The following is a 15,701-nucleotide window of genomic DNA, read 5'->3' as shown; positions in this document are numbered from 1 at the left end:
CGGGCCCGCCGAAGTTCGATGTCTTGACTATCGCATGAATCTCAGCATGCGGGCAAACCGGGCGGCTGGGAATCAAAGGTTTGTAACTTAGTTCACCTTTAGATTTTGCATAGGTTCACGTCGTTACCTGTGAATATTCATGATCGCCGGGCTGGTGCTGCCGCTGCCATGGCCTGGCGGACGCGCGCGGCATGGCGGTGGACGGCGGCCGGGGAGAGGCGGGACGAGGGTGGTGCAGCCCGGTTGATGCCGCCCGGGGAGTGGCAGGCGCGGCAGAGGCCGCCGTGGAGCGCCTGGGGACGGCAGGGGGTGCGGCAGTCGGTGCACTCGGCGATGCGGGCGGGCTGTGGGTGGGGACGTTCCGGCGGCAGCTTGTCGATCAGGCGGCGGCGGGTGAAGGCCGCCGGGCTGTGGACCGTTGGCGGTAGGCCCGCGGTGAGGGCCGCCGTGAAGAGGGCGGGAGTGGTGCCCCGGGCCAGCCACTCGGCGGCGAGCGGTTCGAGGGCGGCGCAGTCGGCCGCGGAGAGGGCGAGTCGGCTGTCCGCGGCGCCGAGGCCGGCGAGGGCGGCGTAGGCGGGGGACACCGGGGCGGTGGCGCGTCGCTCCTCCGGGGGATCGGGTGCGCTCTCCGTTGACTCGCCCGGGCTCTCGCCGGTGGCGATGAAGTGGTTCCACCAGGCGTCGCTGCGAGGCGTCCGGGAGAAGTAGGTGCGGAATACCCACTGGGGGCGCTCGGCGTTGACGCGCTCGCGGACGCGGCGCAGGTGGCCGGCGGTGGAGAGCCTGTTCAGGGCCGTACGGACGGCCATCTGCCCGAAGAGCGGGTTGTAGGCGGCGAGGGTCTTGACGTCCATCGCGGCGCCGTCGGGGAGGTTGTTGATCAGGCTGGCCAGGTACGCCTCACGGACCGGGAGGTGCGTGAAGTCGTCGGCAGCCGGGGGGAGTTCCCCAGGGGCGGTCCGCTTGCCGTAGCCGGGCGAGGCCATGGGGACGGTAGAGTCGTGGGTAGCCACAGGATCGACTTCCGTTCGATCGTGATGGTCAGACCCCCGCTCGGTGTTGCCGCACCGGCCGGGGGTTGATTCGTTAGTGGCACGCTACACGGCGCGACGGGCCGTGGTGAACTCGTGACGATTAGTCATATCTGCTGCGTGCAGGGGTGGTTGGAAGGTGGTTACCCACCCGTTCCACTAAGGGATCACTCGGACTCGGCGGCTTGAGCTTCGGTGGCGAAGGCGACGAAGGAGGCCCAGGCGGAGGGGGAGAAAGTGAGGGTCGGGCCGGCCTTGTCCTTGGAGTCCCGGACGTGGACAGCGGAGGGGGAGGAGGAGACCTCGACGCATGCGCCGCTCTGGTAGTCGCTGTAGCTGGACCGGATTCATGGCCTTGGGGTTGTCACAGCAGCTCCAGTGTCTTCCTGATGAGCTGTGCCGACTCCGGAACAGTCAGAGCTAGCGCGCGGATCATCGCGTGGCATCGGCTGAGCTCGCCTACGAGGCGCGGTTCTGAGTGCAGCGCATTCGTTTTGTGTGTCTCGACGTACGCATACTGCTCGTTGTCGATCGTTTCGAGGATCATCAGCGAGCCCCCGAGGCCGGAGGGGGAGATGCGCCCCGTGGGTACGACCTGGATTTGGATATTGCGTGAGTGCTCGACCTCAAGCAGCCGGTGGAGCTGCTCCTTCATGACCTCCCTACCGCCGATGGAGGTGTGGAAGGCCGCTTCGTAGATGGTGAAGCTGAACAGCACCTCAGGCTGCGCCAGCCGCTCCTGCCGCTTGAGGCGGATCGCCAGGCGTTCTTCGATGACGGCGTTCTTCACGGGCGGCATGGGGTTGCTGAGAATTGCCCGGGCGTAGGCCTCGGTCTGCAGCAATCCTGGGATGTAGAGGGGTTCATAGAAGTAGTAGGCAACTGCCTCCTTCTCGACGTCGAATAAAGCATCGGTGCGTGTAGGCATGGGCTCTGGAGCGAGGTATGGGTGAGCCGCAACCAGCATCCCCTTGGCGTCGCACAACTCATCGGCCGCCTGTAGCAACTTGAGCGACGGCCTCCGCCTCCCCGCCTCCATCGACCGCACGCTCTCGACGTCGTAGCAGGCCGCCTGGGCCAGCTGCTCCCGGGTCACGCCTGCCTTCGCGCGCCACCGCTTGATCTGATCGCCGCAGTACTTCCACGCCATCGGGTTCTGCTTCGGCGTGCCCATCGGCCCTGGCCCCTCCCTGCCCTGGTCACAGGGCGGTTCAAGCTCGCGCTGTACCAGCGGTGTAACTGCTGAGGCTATGCCGGTACGCCGACTCTTGAAGGGTGAATTGGCCGAACTCAGCCCTTGTGAGTGACGCCGTCCGTACACCCTCCAAGGACTCTGATGCTCACTCAGCCCGTCGATGTCGTCGAGTGGATGTTCCCCCGCCTCCCCCGCAGCGCCGGCCGCGCCCGGATCCGCTTCATCCGGCAGGCCTTCCAGTGGGAGCTGCCCATCGACTCCGCCGAGACCGGCCTGATCCTCCTCAGCGAACTCGTCACCAACGCCTGCCGGCACGCCCGCTCCCCGCGTGACCGGATGATCGGTGTCCGCGTGCTCCTCCCCACCCCCTCCCTGCTCCGGATCGAGGTCTCGGACGCGAACTCCGAGCTCCCGACCCTGCGCCAGGCCGCCCCCGAGGACGAGTCCGGCCGGGGCCTCGAACTCGTCGCCGCCCTCGCCACCTCCTGGGGCGCCCACCCGCGCGGCGAGGGCTTCATCGGCAAGACCACCTGGTGCGAACTCGCCCTCCCCTCGCCGGCGGGGGCGGTCTCAGACAATCTGGTGCCATGAGGCTGATGACTGCAGCAGAGCTGAGGGGCTGCGTGGGAAGTCGGCCGGACCGACTTCCCACGCAGCGAACCTCCCGGCCCGGGTAGCATCGGGGGCGTGAACCTGTACTGGCACGCCGTGCTGCCGCCGCTCAGCGCCTGATCGGGCGCGCGCGACGGTGGTTTGATCCGCTTCTTCGTCCCGGCTCGGCCGTTGTGAGGCCGCCGTGGGCTGATGGCGTGCGCCCGTTCTCGAAACCTCCTCTGATGGTCTTCGACGACGGAAGTACACGACTGTGCCGAATCGTTTGTCCACGCCTGCCCGTTCCGTTTCCACGGCTCCCGGCCGCGCCCGCTCGCGCGGTAGCGTCCTGCCGATCCTGACCGCCGCCGTCCTCTGGGGCACCACCGGGACGGCCAGTTCGCTGGCTCCCGCGGGTGCCCCGGCGGCGGGGATCGGGGCTGCCGGGCTGGTGCTCGGCGGGCTGTTGTTGTTCCTCACCGACCGCAGCGCGTGGGCTCTGCCCCGGCGGTGCGGGGTGCGGGAGCGGTGGCTGCTGGCGGCCGGTGCGGTGGCGGTGACCGGGTACCCGCTCACCTTCTACCCGGCGGTCACCAGGACCGGAGTTGCGGTGGCGACGGTGATCGCGCTGGGCAGCGCACCCGTGTTCACCGGGCTGCTCGGGTGGCTCGCCCGGCAGGGGCGGCCGAGCGGGCGCTGGGCCGGGGCCACGGCGCTGGCCGTGCTGGGCTGCGGGGTGCTGGTGCTGGGGCCCGAACTCGCCGGTGGCGGCGCGGCGGTGGACCCGCTCGGGGTGCTGCTGGCGGCGCTCTCGGGGCTCTCGTACGCCGTGTACTCGCTGATCGGCGGGCGGCTGATCGCGGCGGGGCGTCCGTCGGCCGGGGTGATGGGGGCGATGTTCGGCGGCGGGGCGCTGATCGTCCTGCCGGTGCTGCTCGCGGGTGACCTGGAGTGGCTGGCCTCGGTGCGGGGCACGGCCGTTGTGCTGCACCTCGCGGTGATCACCACCTTCCTCGCCTACCGGCTGTTCGGCCACGGCCTGCGGCACGCCACTGCTCAGACGGCCACGACGCTGACGCTCGCCGAGCCGGCCGTCGCTGCCGTGCTGGGCGTCGCGGCGCTGGGGGAGCGGCTGCCGGTGATCTCGTGGGGCGGGCTGGCGGTGCTGGCCGGCGGGCTGGCGTTCCTGGCGCTTCCCGCTCGGCGGTAGGAGCATGGCTGCGCAGGAAGTCGGGTGGGCCGACTTCCTGCGCAGGGGCGGCCTACCTGCGCAAGGCGAGCAGACCCGCGAGGGAGCAGGTCAGTGAGCAGAGCACGACGATGGCGCGAATCGGGCTGCGCTGGGCAGTCAGCCGCAGACCGCCGATTCGGATGTCGATGAACGGGCGGCCGGTGCGTGATCGGGGCAAGTGGGTCTCCCGGTGCAGTGCTGTTTCGGTAGGGTCCGATCACAGCAAGCACGCAGGCGGTTGCGCCAGGTCGCAGCGGAAGCCTGCGCGGGAGGGCCGCACGTTGCGCGCGGCGGCAAGAACGAATCTTGAAGGCGACATTGGAGTACACGGAGCCTGGAAGACAGCGCCGTCTGGCACCTCTGGGGCCGGAACTGAATGCCGCACAGCGTGAATTGGCGGAGCATCTGAGGGTCCTGCGCACTCGCGCCGGCCTCTCCTCCGGGGAATGCGCCGCCAGGCTGAGCAGCAGCGGCCGGCGGGTCGACCACACACGGTTCTCGAAATTCCTGAACGGACGCGAAATCCCACCCGTGGAGCTTGCGCCCTTGCTCCACGGGCTTGTCGCAGAGTGTGAGGGGGGCACAGTCGGAGTCGAAGAGGTCGCGAGAACCCGCGCTTTGATCTACGCGGCGAGGGGCCGTGACTCGATTGCGGCCCAGTCTCCGGAACTCGCCGAAGCACGTGAGCAGATCCTGGAGCTGCGGCAAACCCTGCAGAGCGAACGGGACGAACGGCTCGTTGTGGAAGACGAGCTACGAGCACTCCGCGCGCAGCGGATGGTCGCCCTCTGCTGGGAGACGGCAGGCGAGAGGGACGACCCGGCACGTGAGACGTTCAAGCCGACCACGATCACGAAGCACATCGATGCGGAGCTCCGTTGGGTGGAGTGGGCCCAGGAGGTCCTGCTGATGGTCGTCTCGGGCTCGACGGAGATGCCGCCCGAACCGGATCAACCGACGCGGTGAAGGGCCCTGGGGGGCGGCTGCGCAGGAAGTCGGGTGGGCCGACTTCCTGCGCAGGGGGCTCGGGTCAGCCGGCGGGGGACGGGCACTGGGCGGCGAAGCAGAAGCCGGTGAGCTCCGCCGCGCGGAGGTCCTGGAGTCCGGTGGGCCAGTCGCCCTCGGGGCCGGCCACGATGAGGGCGTAGGCGGTGCCGTTCGGGCCGTTGGTGATGTGGTCGACGGCGTGCCGGACGGTGCCGGAGGAGTGGTTGTAGGCGTACTCCAGCTCCGCGGTGCCGCCGGCCGTCCGCTCCAGGCGGATGCGGTGGTAGCCCGGGAACCTCGTCGCGTCGGCGGAGAGGGCGGCGTCGGTGGCGAGGGCCTGGTCGTACGGGGGGTCGGTGCCCATCGCGTACACCTGGACCAGGCTGAGCTTGTCCGGGGACTCGTAGAAGACGGAGTGGCCGTCGTCCCGCCGCTGCCAGCCGTCCGGGACGAGGACGGTGAAGCCGTTCGGGTCCTGGAACGGGGTGAGGTGCGGCCCGGTCGGGGTTGGGCTCGGAGTGGGCGTCGGGGTCGGGGTCGGGGCGGACGTCGGGATGGTGGGCGAGGCGGTGGCGGAGGGGGAGCCGGAGGCCGTGACCGGGGGTGTGGCGGTGAGGGTCGTCGTGCCCGTCGGCGCGGCCCCGCCGTCGTGCCGGGTCAGCAGGTAGCCGCCGCCGCCCGCGAGCGCCCCGATGAGCGCGCCGGCGAGGGCGGCCACCAGTAGCCGCCGGGGCGGGCGCTTCCCGGCGGGCGGCGGGCTCGGGTAGTCCGGCGGGGGTTCGACGGGCGGAGGCGGGGGCGAGGTCGGGCGCGGGGGTGTGGCAGGGGGTGTGGAGGGAGGATTCACCGGAGGCGGCGGGGCCGCCTCGTCCGTCGGTGGACGGGCCACCCACTGCTGGCTGTTCTTGTCCCAGTACGTGCCTGCCACTCCCGCTCCCCGTCGTTCCCGCTACCCGCTACCGCTACCCGCTCCCGCTCAGCCCAGGAACTGCTCGATCGCCTGCACCACCGCCAGCGCCGAGGCCAGCCCGGAGACCACCGTGGTCGAGCGTCGGAGGAGGTCGCGCAGCCGCTCCAGGCGGGTGCGCGGGGCGGTGCCGGTCTGTTCGAGGGCGGTGCCGACGGCGTCCAGCTCCTGCTCCACCTCGGCCACGCCGTTGCCCTCGGCCCGGGTGAACATCGGCAGCTGGCTCCGCAACTCGCCCATGGCCGCGAGCAGTTCGCGGGCCGAGGGGGTGAGGCGGGTCGAGGCGTCGACGGCCGTCGCGTCCTCCCCGGAGGCGACGGCGCCGCCGGTCATCGTGCCGATCGAGACCCCGCCGGGCGCCGGGGCCGGCATCGTCAGCCCGCTGGTGTCCGGCAGCGGGTCGGCCGCACCGGCCCGCTGCGAGCGGTCCTCCGCGCGGGCGCCGCGGCCCGAGGCGACGGCCCCGCCGGTCATCGCGCCGATCGACACCCCGCCGCTGGCGGGGGTCGGCGGAGTGTTCTCCTCGTCGTGCTGCACGTTCTGCTCCTCGCTCATCCCTGATCCCAACTCCCGGGACATGCCGGTGAATCGGCGACGCTACGTAGGCTGCCCGCCGGCCGGCGGCGTGACCCCCGCCTGTGCGGTGCCGCCGTTGGTGGCGACGGCCCCGCCGCTCATCGAGCCGATGTGGATCCCGCCCTCCATCACCTGCACCACGGTCTGCTCGAAGCGGCCGGTCTCGTACCCCATCTGCTCCAGTGCCACGCGCACGCCGTCGATGATCCGCTCCTCGATCGTCTTCAGGTACCGGCTGGCGTCCAGTTCCTGGAAGAGCGAGACGGTCGAGGAGGCGACCAGTTCGCGCAGCGAGACGACCGGGCGCGCGGCCGCCACCAGGGTGCTCTCCGTCGCCGCGCCCGCCGGGCCGCCCGGGTGCAGCAGCGAGCGCATCGCGGCGGGCCCGGCGGTGAACGCGGACACCGCGGGGCGGCCGAGCCACAGCCGGGTGCCCCACTGGGCCACCGCTTCGGTGCGCAGTTCGTAGTCGCGCCGGACCGGCCCGAGGACGTGCGGGACGACCTCCAGGACCAGCAGGTTCCCCTGGGTGTGCACGCGCAGCTGGACGGTCAGCACCACCTGCTCGTCCCAGGCGCCGACCCGCACTCGCAGGAAGTACCGGCGCTGCTCGCCGCCCTCGTCCACCGCCTCGGCGACGTGCCGGGCGACCTCGGCCGGCTCGCGCGGGACGTCGCCGCGCGTCGGCCCGTACGGCAGGTAGACGAGGTGGTCGATCTCCAGGTCCCGCAGCCGGTCGAGGCTGGTGTCGGCGGCGGCCTGACGCAGGTCGCCCACCAGCGGGAGGACCCGTTCGAGGACGGCGCGGGCGGTGAGGGTCCCGCCGGGGGCCACCGGCCCGGTCTTGCGGCGCTTCAGCTCCAGGGCGAACGACCAGGGGCGGTGCGGGACTCCGGAGCCGAGGAAGGGGTCGGCCGGGTCGTAGACGACGAGCTGCGAGTACTGCTCGGCGGCGATGGCCGCGTGCAGCGCCCGGTAGCGCGGCCGGTCGGGCAAGGAGCGGGGCGGCTGGCGCCGGAACGCGTCGCGGGCCAGTTCCCGGCGGACGGTCTGGGCGATCAGCAGGCGGTGCCCGCCCACCGTGGCGGCGAGCAGCAGCGGGAACAGCACGCCGTACGGGGCCGAGTCCTGGAGGGTGGCCAACGCCAGTGTCCAGTACAGGATCTGGGCGATCACGGGGACGGCCGCGCGCAGGCCGCCGACGGCCCGCCGGGCGGCAGCCTGGGAGCCGGCCGGGCCGGCCAGCGCGCGGGCCCGGACCTCGGCGGGCTTGGCGAACCAGGACAGCAGGGTGACCAGGGCGTACAGGACGGCGAAGTTCGCGAGGTACGGCGTCAGGTAGCGGGAGAGCGTGCCGAGCGCGGCGTCGGAGGCCGACCCCTGGCCGTACGAGGCGCCGTAGTAGCCGCCGTACCCGCCGGATATCCCGTCCCCGTAGGACCTCCAGTAGCTGCCGCTGGGCGGGTGCTGGAACAGCGGCCAGCAGACGGTGCAGAAGAAGGCCGCCCAGATCGCGACGAGCACCGCGCCGGTGCGGAGCTCCAGCGCCCGGGCTCGCAGGGCGTGCGCCAGGACGGTGACCAGGTCGAAGCCGAGCGACGGCGGGACGGTGCGCTCGTCGTGCTCGACCAGTTCGGCGATGACGCGCCGGCGGTAGTCCGGGTCGAGGTGGACGGCGGCGCAGAGCAGCCGGGTGGCCTCGGAGTGCGCGTACGGCGACACCGGCGGCGGGTCCGGCGGCGGGTCCGGCGATGGGTCCGTCGGCGGACGATGCGGTTCCGACGGCTGGACGGTCATCCGCCTCCCCCTCTGGCGCGAACCAACTCGCCGAGATTATGGCGTGGTTGACGGACCGTCGGCCAGTGGAAATGCGAAAGCCCCCGGGCGGAGGGAGGTCCACCCGGGGGCCGGGGAGTCGAGACCGGCTCGTGGTCAGCCGCCGGTCAGTCGTCGGTCAGCACTCGATGACGTTCACGGCGAGGCCGCCGCGCGAGGTCTCCTTGTACTTGATCTTCATGTCGGCCCCGGTCTCCTTCATCGTCTTGATCGCCTTGTCCAGCGAGACGTGGTGCCGGCCGTCGCCGCGCAGCGCCATCCGGGCCGCGGTGACGGCCTTGACCGAGGCCATGCCGTTGCGCTCGATGCAGGGGATCTGGACCAGGCCGCCGACCGGGTCGCAAGTGAGGCCGAGGTTGTGCTCGATGCCGATCTCGGCAGCGTTCTCGACCTGCTCGGGGGTGCCGCCCAGGACCTCGGCGAGGCCGCCCGCGGCCATCGAGCAGGCGGAGCCGACCTCGCCCTGGCAGCCGACCTCGGCGCCGGAGATGGAGGCGTTCTCCTTGAAGAGCATGCCGATGGCGCCGGCCGCGAGCAGGAAGCGGACGATGCCCTCGTCGTCGGCACCCGGGATGAAGTTCAGGTAGTAGTGCAGCACGGCCGGGATGATCCCCGCCGCGCCGTTGGTCGGCGCGGTGACCACCCGGCGGCCGGAGGCGTTCTCCTCGTTGACGGCCATCGCGTAGAGGGTCACCCACTCCATCGCGTTGGCCGGGCCGATGCCCTCGGCGCGCAGCGTCCGCGCGGCCGCGGCTGCCCGGCGGCGGACCTTGAGGCCGCCCGGCAGGATGCCCTCGCGGGTCATGCCGGCCCGCACGCACTCCTGCATCACGGACCAGATCTCCAGCAGCCCGGTGCGGATCTCCTCCTCGCTGCGCCAGGCCTTCTCGTTCTCCAGCATCAGGCCGGAGATCGAAAGACCGGTCTCCCGGCTGAGCCGCAGCAGCTCGTCACCGGTGCGGAAGGGGTACTTCAGCACGGTGTCGTCGGGCTTGACCCGGTCCGCGCCGATCGCGTCCTCGTCGACGACGAAGCCGCCGCCGACCGAGTAGTAGGTCTTCTCCAGCAGGGTCGAGCCGTCCGCCGCGTACGCCCAGAGGGTCATGCCGTTGGCGTGGTAGGGCAGCGAGCGACGGCGGTGCAGGATCAGCTCGGTGTCGGGGTCGAAGGCGATGGTGTGCTCGCCGAGCAGGTGGAGCCGCTTCTCGGCGGTGATCCGCTCGACGTCCTTGTCGGCCTGGTCGACGTCGACGGTGCGGGGCGAGTTGTTCTCCAGGCCCAGCAGGACGGCCTTCGGGGTGCCGTGGCCGTGGCCGGTGGCGCCCAGCGAGCCGTACAGCTCGGCGCGCACACCGGTGACCTGGGCCAGCAGGCCTTCGGACCGCAGTCGGCGGGCGAACATCCGGGCGGCGCGCATCGGGCCCACGGTGTGGGAGCTCGACGGGCCGATGCCGATGGAGAAGAGGTCGAAGACACTGATGGCCACGGAGGACGTCCTTGTCTGGTCTCGTGGAAGGACAGGGCGGTGCACGGAACGGGGCACCGCGCGCACTGTCCAGTGTGCGCGGTGCCCCGGAGTGACAGGCGCCCGGCCGGAGTGAGGCCGGTCACCCGTGGCCGTACTAGAGGTTCGGGTACAGCGGGTACTTCTCGGCCAGCGCGGTGACGCGGGCCTTCAGCGCGGTGGCGACGGTCTCGTCGAAGGCGGGCTTGAGCGCCTCGGCGATGATGTCGGCGACCTCGCGGAAGTCCTCGGCCTGGAAGCCGCGGGTGGCCAGGGCCGGGGTGCCGATGCGCAGGCCGGAGGTGACCATCGGCGGGCGCGGGTCGTTCGGGATGGCGTTGCGGTTGACGGTGATGCCGACCTCGTGCAGCCGGTCCTCGGCCTGCTGGCCGTCGAGCTGGCTGTTGCGCAGGTCGACCAGGACCAGGTGGACGTCGGTGCCGCCGGAGAGCACGGACGCGCCGGCCTCGGCGACGTCGGCCTGCAGCAGGCGCTCGGCGAGGATCCGGGCGCCGTCCAGGGTGCGCTGCTGGCGCTCCTTGAACTCCTCGGACGCGGCGACCTTGAAGGCGACCGCCTTGCCGGCGATCACGTGCTCCAGCGGGCCGCCCTGCTGGCCGGGGAAGACCGCGGAGTTGATCTTCTTGGCCCACTCGGCCTTGGACAGGATGACGCCGCCGCGCGGGCCGCCCAGGGTCTTGTGGGTGGTGGTGGTGACCACGTCCGCGTACGGCACCGGGTTCGGGTGCAGCCCGGCGGCCACCAGGCCGGCGAAGTGCGCCATGTCCACCATGAGCAGCGCGCCGACCTCGTCGGCGATCCGGCGGAACTCGGCGAAGTCCAGCTGGCGCGGGTAGGCGGACCAGCCGGCGATGATCAGCTTCGGCTGGTGCTCCTTGGCCAGGCGCTCGACCTCGGCCATGTCGACCAGGCCGGTCTTCTCGTCCACGTGGTACGCGGCCACGTTGTAGAGCTTGCCGGAGAAGTTGATCTTCATGCCGTGGGTCAGGTGACCGCCGTGGGCCAGGCTCAGGCCCAGGATGGTGTCGCCCGGCTGGATCAGCGCGAACATCGCGGCGGCGTTGGCCTGCGCACCCGAGTGCGGCTGGACGTTGGCGTGCTCGGCGCCGAACAGGGCCTTGATGCGGTCGATCGCGATCTGCTCGACCACGTCGACGTGCTCGCAGCCGCCGTAGTAGCGGCGGCCGGGGTAGCCCTCCGCGTACTTGTTGGTGAGCACCGAGCCCTGGGCCTCCATGACCGCCACCGGGGCGAAGTTCTCGGAGGCGATCATCTCCAGGGTGGTCTGCTGGCGGTGCAGCTCGGCGTCGACCGCGGCGGCGATCTCCGGGTCGAGGGCGTGCAGGGACTGGTTGAGAACCGTCATGGTGTGTTCTTCCCGGTGGAGGAGGAAAGGGGGCCGCGGCTGGGGGGAGGGGCGACCGCCGCGCGACGGCCGCCCCGGCCAGGGTCTCAGCCGCCGATGAAGGCGGTGTACTCGTCCGCGCTGAGCAGCTCGTCGGTGGACTCCACGCGCACCTTGAACAGCCAGCCGCCCTCGAAGGGGGCGCTGTTGACCAGGCCGTTGTCGTCCAGGACGTCCTGGTTGACCTCGGTGACCTCGCCGGTCACCGGGGAGTACAGGTCGCTGACCGACTTGGTGGACTCCAGCTCGCCACAGGTCTCGCCGGCCGTCACGGTCTCGCCGACCTCGGGCAGCTGCACGTAGACGATGTCACCGAGCGCGTCGGCGGCGTGCTTGGTGATGCCGACCGTGGAGACACCGCCCTCGGCGGCCGTCAGCCACTCGTGCTCCTTGGTGTACTGCAGGTGCTGGGGGTTGCTCATGGCGTCATTCTCCAGGATGGGAAGCGGGTACGGCGAAGCGGGCCGCCGCGAGGACGGCTTCGACGTGCGGGTATGGGGGGAATCGGGTGCCGGAGGGCGGTCAGCGGGCGCGCTTGTAGAACGGCAGCGCCACGACCTCGACCGGCTCGTGCTTGCCGCGCACGTCCACTGCGACGGTGGTGCCGGGGGCCGCGTGCGCCGCGTCCACGTACGCCATCGCGATCGGCTTGCCCAGCGTCGGGGAGGGCGCGCCCGAGGTGATCCGGCCGATCGGGGCACCGTCGGTGGAGACCACGGTGTACTCGGCGCGCGGGACGCGCTTGCCCTCGGACACCAGGCCGACCAGCACCCGCGGAGGGTTGGTCTCGGCCGCGGCGGCGGCCTGCTCCAGCGCCTTGCGGCCGACGAAGGCGCCGTCGTTGGTGGTCTTGTCGAAACGGACGACCCGGCCCAGGCCCGCGTCGAACGGGGTGAGGTCGGTGGACAGCTCGTGGCCGTACAGCGGCATGCCCGCCTCCAGGCGCAGCGTGTCGCGGCAGGACAGGCCGCACGGGATCAGGCCGCGGCCCTCGCCCTCGGCGGTCAGCGCCTGCCAGATCGCCTCGGCGTCGACCGGGTGGCAGAAGATCTCGAAGCCGTCCTCGCCGGTGTAGCCGGTACGGGCGAGCAGCACCTCGCGGCCGGCCACCTGGGCCGGGAGGATCGCGTAGTACTTCAGGCCGGGCAGGTCGGCGTCGGTGGTCCCGGCCAGGATCGCGGTGGACTCCGGGCCCTGGACGGCGATCAGCGCGTAGGTGTCGCGGTCGTCGGTGACGACGGCGTCGAAGCCCTTGGCGCGGGCGATCAGCTCGTCGAGGACCAGCTGGGCGTTGGAGGCGTTGGCGACCACCAGGAAGGCGTCCTCGCGCAGGCGGTAGACGATCAGGTCGTCCAGGATGCCGCCGTCCTCGGCGCAGATCATGGTGTAGCGGGCGCGCAGCACGCCCAGCGCGGAGACGAAGCCCACCAGCGCGTGGTCCAGCATCTCGCCGGCCTGCGGGCCGGTGACGGTGATCTCGCCCATGTGGGAGAGGTCGAACAGACCGGCCTTGGTACGGACGGCGAGGTGCTCCTCGCGCTCGCTCCCGTAGCGCAGCGGCATGTCCCAGCCGGCGAAGTCGGTCATGGTCGCGCCGAGGGCGCGGTGCAGCGCGTCGAGCGCGGTCAGGCGGAGGGACGACATGGCCAGGAACTCCTCGGTCGGGGCACTCAGGGGTGCACGCGCCGGACCGGACCCGCTCGGGGGCCGACCCTGCGCGCGGGCATGCGGCGGCGTGGGTCTCCCCATCTGTCGTCGAACCTGAGAGCTTCACCGCCCAGCGGCCCGCAGCTGCTTCCAGCATCGGGGACGGCAGGGCGGCTTGCACCGTGGGTGGGCGCGCGACACGGTCGTGCGCCGCTTTCCAGATGTGCCTAACCCGTGCGGTAAGGGGGCCTGAGAGATTCCGGGGAGGACTTGCTCCTTCGGCGCCGGCTGTGCCGCCTGGGCGGCACTCCGAGCTCTCCCGCGCGGGTTCGAGCGGCCGGTATGGAGTTGTGGGGCCCGCGGCGCATGCCGTCGGACGCGGACATCATGGCACGTCCGTGGCGAGGAGGGGAGAGGGGCCCCGGTCACACCCGGTCACACGGCGCGGTACCGAACAGCAGCCCCAAGGGGGAGCCCCCGAAACCCCTAGGGCCCGTCTTCAAACCCCCGCCTGCGGGCCGGCCCCGGGGCACGCACCTCGCCGCGTTGTCGTCGGTCGCCAATGCGCTGCATTGGGCTCCCTCCTCCGCCTTGCGATGCACGCACCCCAACGCCGCCCCGCCCGCCCTCCGGGCGAACGACGGGGGTTTGAAGACGGGCCCTAGACTGCTGCGCGTCGGCGCAGAGGGCGGCCGACCGGCAGAGGGCGGAATCGCGGCGCATGGGGTACCCGGTGGAGCAGCAGCAGGGGTGGGGCGGTCCGGAGGCGGCGCCGGCGGGCGGCACGTGGCCGGCCAACGAGCTGGAGCAGGTGCTGACCGCGGCCCTGGGCGACCCGGGCGCGACACCGCGCGTGATCGAGGTGCTGGCCCGCAGCCAGGTGTGGGTGCCGCTGCCGGCCGGGGCCGACCCGCAGGGGCAGTCGCTGGACCTGCCGACCATCGAGCTGGCCGGCGACCCGTACGTACCGGTGTTCTCCTCGCAGGAGGTGTTCCTGCAGCAGGCGCCGGGGATGGCCTTCGCGATCGCGCCGGCCTGGGAGTTCGCCCGCGGGCTGCCGCTGGGCGTGGGCATCGCGGTGAACCCGGAGGCGGCGGTGGGCATCCCGGTGCCGCCGCAGGGCGTGGCCGAGCTGCGCCGCGGGCCGCGCGGGGACCGCTGGGAGGGCGCGGAGGACCCGGCGGCGCCCAGCGGCGGCCGGGTGGCGCTGCGCGAGCCGGTGCCGGGCGAGGACCCGGAGCACTTCCTGGCCGCCTGCCGGGCCGAACTGTCGTCCCTGCCCGGAGTGTTGACCGCCCGTCGGGCGCTGGCCAGCATCGAGGGCGAGCCGACGGTGATGTTCGTGGGCGTCCAACTGGACCCGGCGGCCCCGGCCGACCCGGGCGCGGTGAACGAAGCCCTCGGCCGGGCGCTGGGAACCGCGCCGCTGCCGGGCGGCGTCCACCTCGTACTGCTCGACCTCGCAGAGGACCCGGTGGTCGAGTGGCTGCTCACCCAGGTCATGCCGTTCTACTCGCGGGTGTGAGCGGGGTACGTATCACAGGCACGTCGCCGTGGCGGCGGCCGGTGCCGCGCCATAGGGTGCGTGCAGACGGCCGACGGGCCGGGCGGGTTCGAGGAAAGAGGCGCGGCGAGGTGGGCGCATGAGTGCGGGAACGGGAGCGGGCGGGGCGCCGGGGCCCTGGGGCCAGGCACCGGCCGGGCGCCCGGCAGCGGATCCGGGCGTGTTGGAGCAGGCCCTGCGCGAGGTCGCGCCGGAGCGCTGGGACGCGTACGAGCGGCTGCTGCACGCGCTGGCGGACGGCCGGGTCTGGATGCTGCTCTGGCACGGCACCCCGGGCAGCCCGGACGCGCAGTACGGGAACATGGAGATCAGCGGCCACGGCTACGCGCCGGCCGTCACCTCGCCCGAGCAGCTGACCGCCTCCGGCTGGGCCCGGGCCCACGAGGTCATCTCCGGCCGGGAGGTCGCCGCGTCGCTGTACCGCACCCGCTGGGGCCTGTGGCTCAACCCGCACGCGCCCGGCGGCGGCGTCGGCGTGCCCTGGGCGGACCTGCGGCGGATCGCCGCGGGCCTGGACCGGCTGCCGGCCGGCCCGCTGAAGCTGAGCGAACCGCAGCTCGACGCCCAGCAGTTCTTCACGCTGCTGGAGCGACAGGCCGGTGAGGTGCGCGCGGTGCGGGCGCTGCGCCGGGCCTGGGTGCAGCCGGCGGTGGGGGAGCCGTACCTGGCGATCGGCCTGGACCTGTACGAGAGCTCGCCGCCTGCGGTGGAGGCGGTGCGGGCCCTGATGCAGCGGGCGATCGCGGTGGCCCCGGAGGGCCTGGCGGTGTCCACGGTGGCGATGTCGGACGAGTACGACCCGGTGGCGCTGTGGATGCGCGCCAACTCGCGCCCGTTCTTCGACCGGGAGGCGGGCCGCCCGGCGACCGGCCCGTACCCGCCGGTGCCGCCGCCCCCGTACCCGGGCCAGTCGATGCCGGGGCAGCCCGCGCCGGGGTACCCGTACGGGACGCAGCCGCCGGCGCAGGGCTGGCAGCAGCAGCCGCAGGCGCCGTGGCCCGGTTACCCGGGGCGCTGACCCCGTTTCCCGGGGCGCCGGCCCCGCCAATGCCACTTCTTGCCGAAATCTTTGCCGAGAAGCCGACTTGATCTCCCGTCAAGTCGGCTTCGGTGCTTTTCCGGACGAATATCCGGTTCGCGTACCCC

The 15,701-nt window shown here is 72.2% G+C and carries 16 protein-coding genes and 1 riboswitch; of the genes, 5 read left to right on the top strand and 11 right to left on the bottom strand.

Features of this window, described 5'->3' with window-relative positions:
- Positions 1-137: 137 nt before the first annotated feature.
- The 3 genes from BX285_RS00765 to BX285_RS00755 form a co-directional block, all read right to left on the bottom strand.
- On the bottom strand, positions 138-986 hold the full coding sequence (locus BX285_RS00765) for a hypothetical protein (RefSeq protein ID WP_097236184.1): 849 nt from the start codon (positions 984-986) through the stop codon (positions 138-140).
- A 212-nt stretch (positions 987-1,198) separates the two neighbouring features.
- Positions 1,199-1,378, bottom strand: coding sequence for a DUF397 domain-containing protein (locus BX285_RS00760; RefSeq protein WP_121177128.1), 180 nt, complete (start codon positions 1,376-1,378; stop codon positions 1,199-1,201).
- A gap of 17 nt (positions 1,379-1,395) precedes the next feature.
- Positions 1,396-2,205 carry a helix-turn-helix transcriptional regulator gene (locus tag BX285_RS00755; protein ID WP_097236183.1) on the bottom strand — a complete coding sequence of 270 codons (810 nt, stop codon included), beginning with the start codon at positions 2,203-2,205 and terminating at the stop codon, positions 1,396-1,398.
- Positions 2,206-2,367: 162 nt separating this feature from the next.
- Between BX285_RS00755 and BX285_RS00750 the strand changes: the two genes are divergently transcribed.
- Together BX285_RS00750 and BX285_RS00745 are read left to right on the top strand one after the other, a co-directional pair.
- Positions 2,368-2,817 carry an ATP-binding protein gene (locus BX285_RS00750; RefSeq protein ID WP_259470396.1) on the top strand — a complete coding sequence of 150 codons (450 nt, stop codon included), beginning with the start codon at positions 2,368-2,370 and terminating at the stop codon, positions 2,815-2,817.
- A 286-nt stretch (positions 2,818-3,103) separates the two neighbouring features.
- The gene (locus tag BX285_RS00745; protein ID WP_259470395.1) at positions 3,104-4,027 is read left to right on the top strand and encodes a DMT family transporter; all 924 of its coding nucleotides are present in this window, start codon (positions 3,104-3,106) and stop codon (positions 4,025-4,027) included.
- A 52-nt stretch (positions 4,028-4,079) separates the two neighbouring features.
- Here the strand turns inward: BX285_RS00745 and BX285_RS37040 are convergent, their stop codons facing one another.
- The gene (locus BX285_RS37040) at positions 4,080-4,226 is read right to left on the bottom strand and encodes a hypothetical protein (protein WP_179852755.1); all 147 of its coding nucleotides are present in this window, start codon (positions 4,224-4,226) and stop codon (positions 4,080-4,082) included.
- Between the two features lie 215 nt (positions 4,227-4,441).
- On the opposite strand from BX285_RS37040, the gene BX285_RS00740 reads away from it, so the two are divergent.
- Complete coding sequence (locus BX285_RS00740; protein WP_121174209.1) at positions 4,442-5,014, top strand: hypothetical protein; 573 nt, start codon at positions 4,442-4,444, stop codon at positions 5,012-5,014.
- Between the two features lie 64 nt (positions 5,015-5,078).
- On the opposite strand, the gene BX285_RS37035 is transcribed toward BX285_RS00740, so the two are convergent.
- From BX285_RS37035 to gcvT, 7 genes are all read right to left on the bottom strand, one after another.
- Positions 5,079-5,753, bottom strand: coding sequence for a hypothetical protein (locus BX285_RS37035; protein WP_183106970.1), 675 nt, complete (start codon positions 5,751-5,753; stop codon positions 5,079-5,081).
- Between the two features lie 258 nt (positions 5,754-6,011).
- Positions 6,012-6,557 carry a hypothetical protein gene (locus BX285_RS00730; protein ID WP_121174207.1) on the bottom strand — a complete coding sequence of 182 codons (546 nt, stop codon included), beginning with the start codon at positions 6,555-6,557 and terminating at the stop codon, positions 6,012-6,014.
- A gap of 42 nt (positions 6,558-6,599) precedes the next feature.
- Positions 6,600-8,300, bottom strand: coding sequence for a hypothetical protein (locus BX285_RS00725; protein ID WP_147465091.1), 1,701 nt, complete (start codon positions 8,298-8,300; stop codon positions 6,600-6,602).
- A gap of 232 nt (positions 8,301-8,532) precedes the next feature.
- Positions 8,533-9,900, bottom strand: a complete 1,368-nt coding sequence (locus tag BX285_RS00720; protein ID WP_097236176.1) for an L-serine ammonia-lyase — start codon at positions 9,898-9,900, stop codon at positions 8,533-8,535.
- Positions 9,901-10,036: 136 nt separating this feature from the next.
- Positions 10,037-11,305, bottom strand: a complete 1,269-nt coding sequence (gene glyA / locus BX285_RS00715) for a serine hydroxymethyltransferase (protein ID WP_097236175.1) — start codon at positions 11,303-11,305, stop codon at positions 10,037-10,039.
- Between the two features lie 86 nt (positions 11,306-11,391).
- Complete coding sequence (gcvH, locus tag BX285_RS00710) at positions 11,392-11,766, bottom strand: glycine cleavage system protein GcvH (protein ID WP_121174205.1); 375 nt, start codon at positions 11,764-11,766, stop codon at positions 11,392-11,394.
- 100 nt (positions 11,767-11,866) lie between these two features.
- Positions 11,867-12,988, bottom strand: a complete 1,122-nt coding sequence (gcvT, locus tag BX285_RS00705) for a glycine cleavage system aminomethyltransferase GcvT (RefSeq protein WP_097236173.1) — start codon at positions 12,986-12,988, stop codon at positions 11,867-11,869.
- Positions 12,989-13,218: 230 nt separating this feature from the next.
- Positions 13,219-13,323, bottom strand: a riboswitch (glycine riboswitch).
- A gap of 389 nt (positions 13,324-13,712) precedes the next feature.
- On the opposite strand from gcvT, the gene BX285_RS00700 reads away from it, so the two are divergent.
- Positions 13,713-14,516 carry an enhanced serine sensitivity protein SseB C-terminal domain-containing protein gene (locus tag BX285_RS00700; protein WP_097236172.1) on the top strand — a complete coding sequence of 268 codons (804 nt, stop codon included), beginning with the start codon at positions 13,713-13,715 and terminating at the stop codon, positions 14,514-14,516.
- A gap of 118 nt (positions 14,517-14,634) precedes the next feature.
- Complete coding sequence (locus tag BX285_RS00695; protein WP_097236171.1) at positions 14,635-15,573, top strand: enhanced serine sensitivity protein SseB C-terminal domain-containing protein; 939 nt, start codon at positions 14,635-14,637, stop codon at positions 15,571-15,573.
- The last annotated feature ends 128 nt before the right edge of the window (positions 15,574-15,701 follow it).

It is taken from the genome of Streptomyces sp. 1114.5, from assembly GCF_003635085.1.
Taxonomy (GTDB): domain Bacteria; phylum Actinomycetota; class Actinomycetes; order Streptomycetales; family Streptomycetaceae; genus Kitasatospora.
The sequence above is the reverse complement of the archived record's forward strand: the minus strand, read 5'-3'. Positions and strand labels throughout refer to the sequence as shown.

What these genes read in the sequence shown, in the direction of transcription:
- BX285_RS00765 (WP_097236184.1), bottom strand. Translation starts at nt 986, where the DNA reads ATGGCCTCGCCCGGCTACGGCAAGCGGACCGCCCCTGGGGAACTCCCC.
- BX285_RS00755 (WP_097236183.1), bottom strand. Translation starts at nt 2,205, where the DNA reads ATGGGCACGCCGAAGCAGAACCCGATGGCGTGGAAGTACTGCGGCGAT.
- BX285_RS00750 (WP_259470396.1), top strand. Translation starts at nt 2,368, where the DNA reads ATGCTCACTCAGCCCGTCGATGTCGTCGAGTGGATGTTCCCCCGCCTC.
- BX285_RS00730 (WP_121174207.1), bottom strand. Translation starts at nt 6,557, where the DNA reads ATGAGCGAGGAGCAGAACGTGCAGCACGACGAGGAGAACACTCCGCCG.
- glyA (WP_097236175.1), bottom strand. Translation starts at nt 11,305, where the DNA reads ATGACGGTTCTCAACCAGTCCCTGCACGCCCTCGACCCGGAGATCGCC.
- gcvH (WP_121174205.1), bottom strand. Translation starts at nt 11,766, where the DNA reads ATGAGCAACCCCCAGCACCTGCAGTACACCAAGGAGCACGAGTGGCTG.
- gcvT (WP_097236173.1), bottom strand. Translation starts at nt 12,988, where the DNA reads ATGTCGTCCCTCCGCCTGACCGCGCTCGACGCGCTGCACCGCGCCCTC.
- BX285_RS00700 (WP_097236172.1), top strand. Translation starts at nt 13,713, where the DNA reads ATGGGGTACCCGGTGGAGCAGCAGCAGGGGTGGGGCGGTCCGGAGGCG.
- BX285_RS00695 (WP_097236171.1), top strand. Translation starts at nt 14,635, where the DNA reads ATGAGTGCGGGAACGGGAGCGGGCGGGGCGCCGGGGCCCTGGGGCCAG.